The sequence below is a fragment of the Acidithiobacillus sp. TH-A36 genome (assembly GCF_057473445.1).
Window position 1 is genome coordinate 1 of sequence record NZ_JBYCKP010000162.1, and the last position, 1,347, is coordinate 1,347.

General features: G+C 52.3%; 1 protein-coding gene, 1 tRNA gene and 1 rRNA gene. All 3 read left to right on the forward strand.

The genetic code is table 11. The features are described 5' to 3' along the window. Positions 1 to 930 (forward strand): L,D-transpeptidase family protein (locus AC2VLY_RS04385; RefSeq protein WP_486921821.1); only part of this gene is annotated, 930 nt, incomplete at its 5' end. 149 nt (positions 931 to 1,079) lie between these two features. After that, positions 1,080 to 1,156, forward strand: a tRNA-Met gene (locus tag AC2VLY_RS04390). A gap of 125 nt (positions 1,157 to 1,281) precedes the next feature. Next, positions 1,282 to 1,347 (forward strand): 16S ribosomal RNA (locus AC2VLY_RS04395); the annotation flags it as partial.

Sequence of the window (1,347 nt, forward strand, 5' to 3'; positions counted from 1 at the left end):
CAGGTGGTCCTGGCACGTCATCAGGATACCCTGCTCGACATTGCCCGCCATTACGACGTTGGTTATAACGAAATCCGGGCGGCCAATCCGGGTGTGGATCCCTGGTTGCCCGGTGCGGGCACCCGGGTGCTGGTACCTACCGAATATGTTCTGCCACCCAAGCCCTGGCAGGGCATTATTATCAATATACCGGCCCGCCGCCTGTTTTATTTCCCCGCAGGTCAGAATGTGGTGTACACCATTCCGGTAGGAATATTCCGACCCAACTGGCCGGACCCCGTGGGGAGTACGAAAATCATCGCCAAGGTGAAAAACCCGACCTGGACAGTCCCGAAAAATATCCAGGAAGAACATGCCAAAGCGGGAGAAACCATCCCGGCCTTTTTCCCGGCAGGTCCCGATAACCCAATGGGCGAGCTGGCCCTCGAAACCGGTTGGTCGCAAATATTCATCCACGGGACCAACAAGCCTTGGGGAGTCGGGATGCGTGTCAGTCATGGTTGTTTTCATGTGTATCCTGAAAACGAAGTGCAGTTATTCAAGATGGTCAAGGTCGGTACTCCGGTCAGAACCATTGATCAGCCCTACGTTGTGGGTATAAATGGTAATGGAAACCTGTACTTGCAAAGCTTTGAACCGGTTGAGGCCTACCATAAGGGCGGAAATAACCAGCAGCGTGCCGTGGATGCCATTACCGCATTCAGTAGCAGTCAGCATCAGGGCTGGACCATCAACTGGCAGCGTGTCATCAATCTGGTGCAGAAACCCAATACCGTTCCCGTAGCCATCAATATCAATACGCCTGACCTGCAGATGGTGGCAGACCAGTTAAGCGCGCAACCCTATGATTTTGCCCCCTATGGCGACAATGCAAATACCGCCACGCCACCACCAGCACCGGTAACCATTGGGAATGCGCCGAAATCATGAAGGACAAAACATTCAAAAAAATGCTTGCACACCCCCAGACCCGCATGTATAGTGCGCTCTCTCGACGGGGCAACGGTCCTGAAAGAGAGCGACAAAGCAACTAGGTATTGACAGTGAAATAACTTACTGAGTATGATTGTCGACCCTGTTGCGGGGTGGAGCAGCTTGGCAGCTCGTCGGGCTCATAACCCGAAGGTCGTAGGTTCAAATCCTACCCCCGCTACCAAGATTTGCAGTATGCAGTTTCGTTCTTTAAAAGCCGAGTGGAGATGTGTGGGGTTTAGGCCCAAGCTGTATTTGGGTGCGATTTATCGTACTGGATATGGCAGAAGTTGAACAAATTGTTGGATTGAACTTAAGAGTTTGATCCTGGCTCAGATTGAACGCTGGCGGCATGCCTAACACATGCAAGTCGAA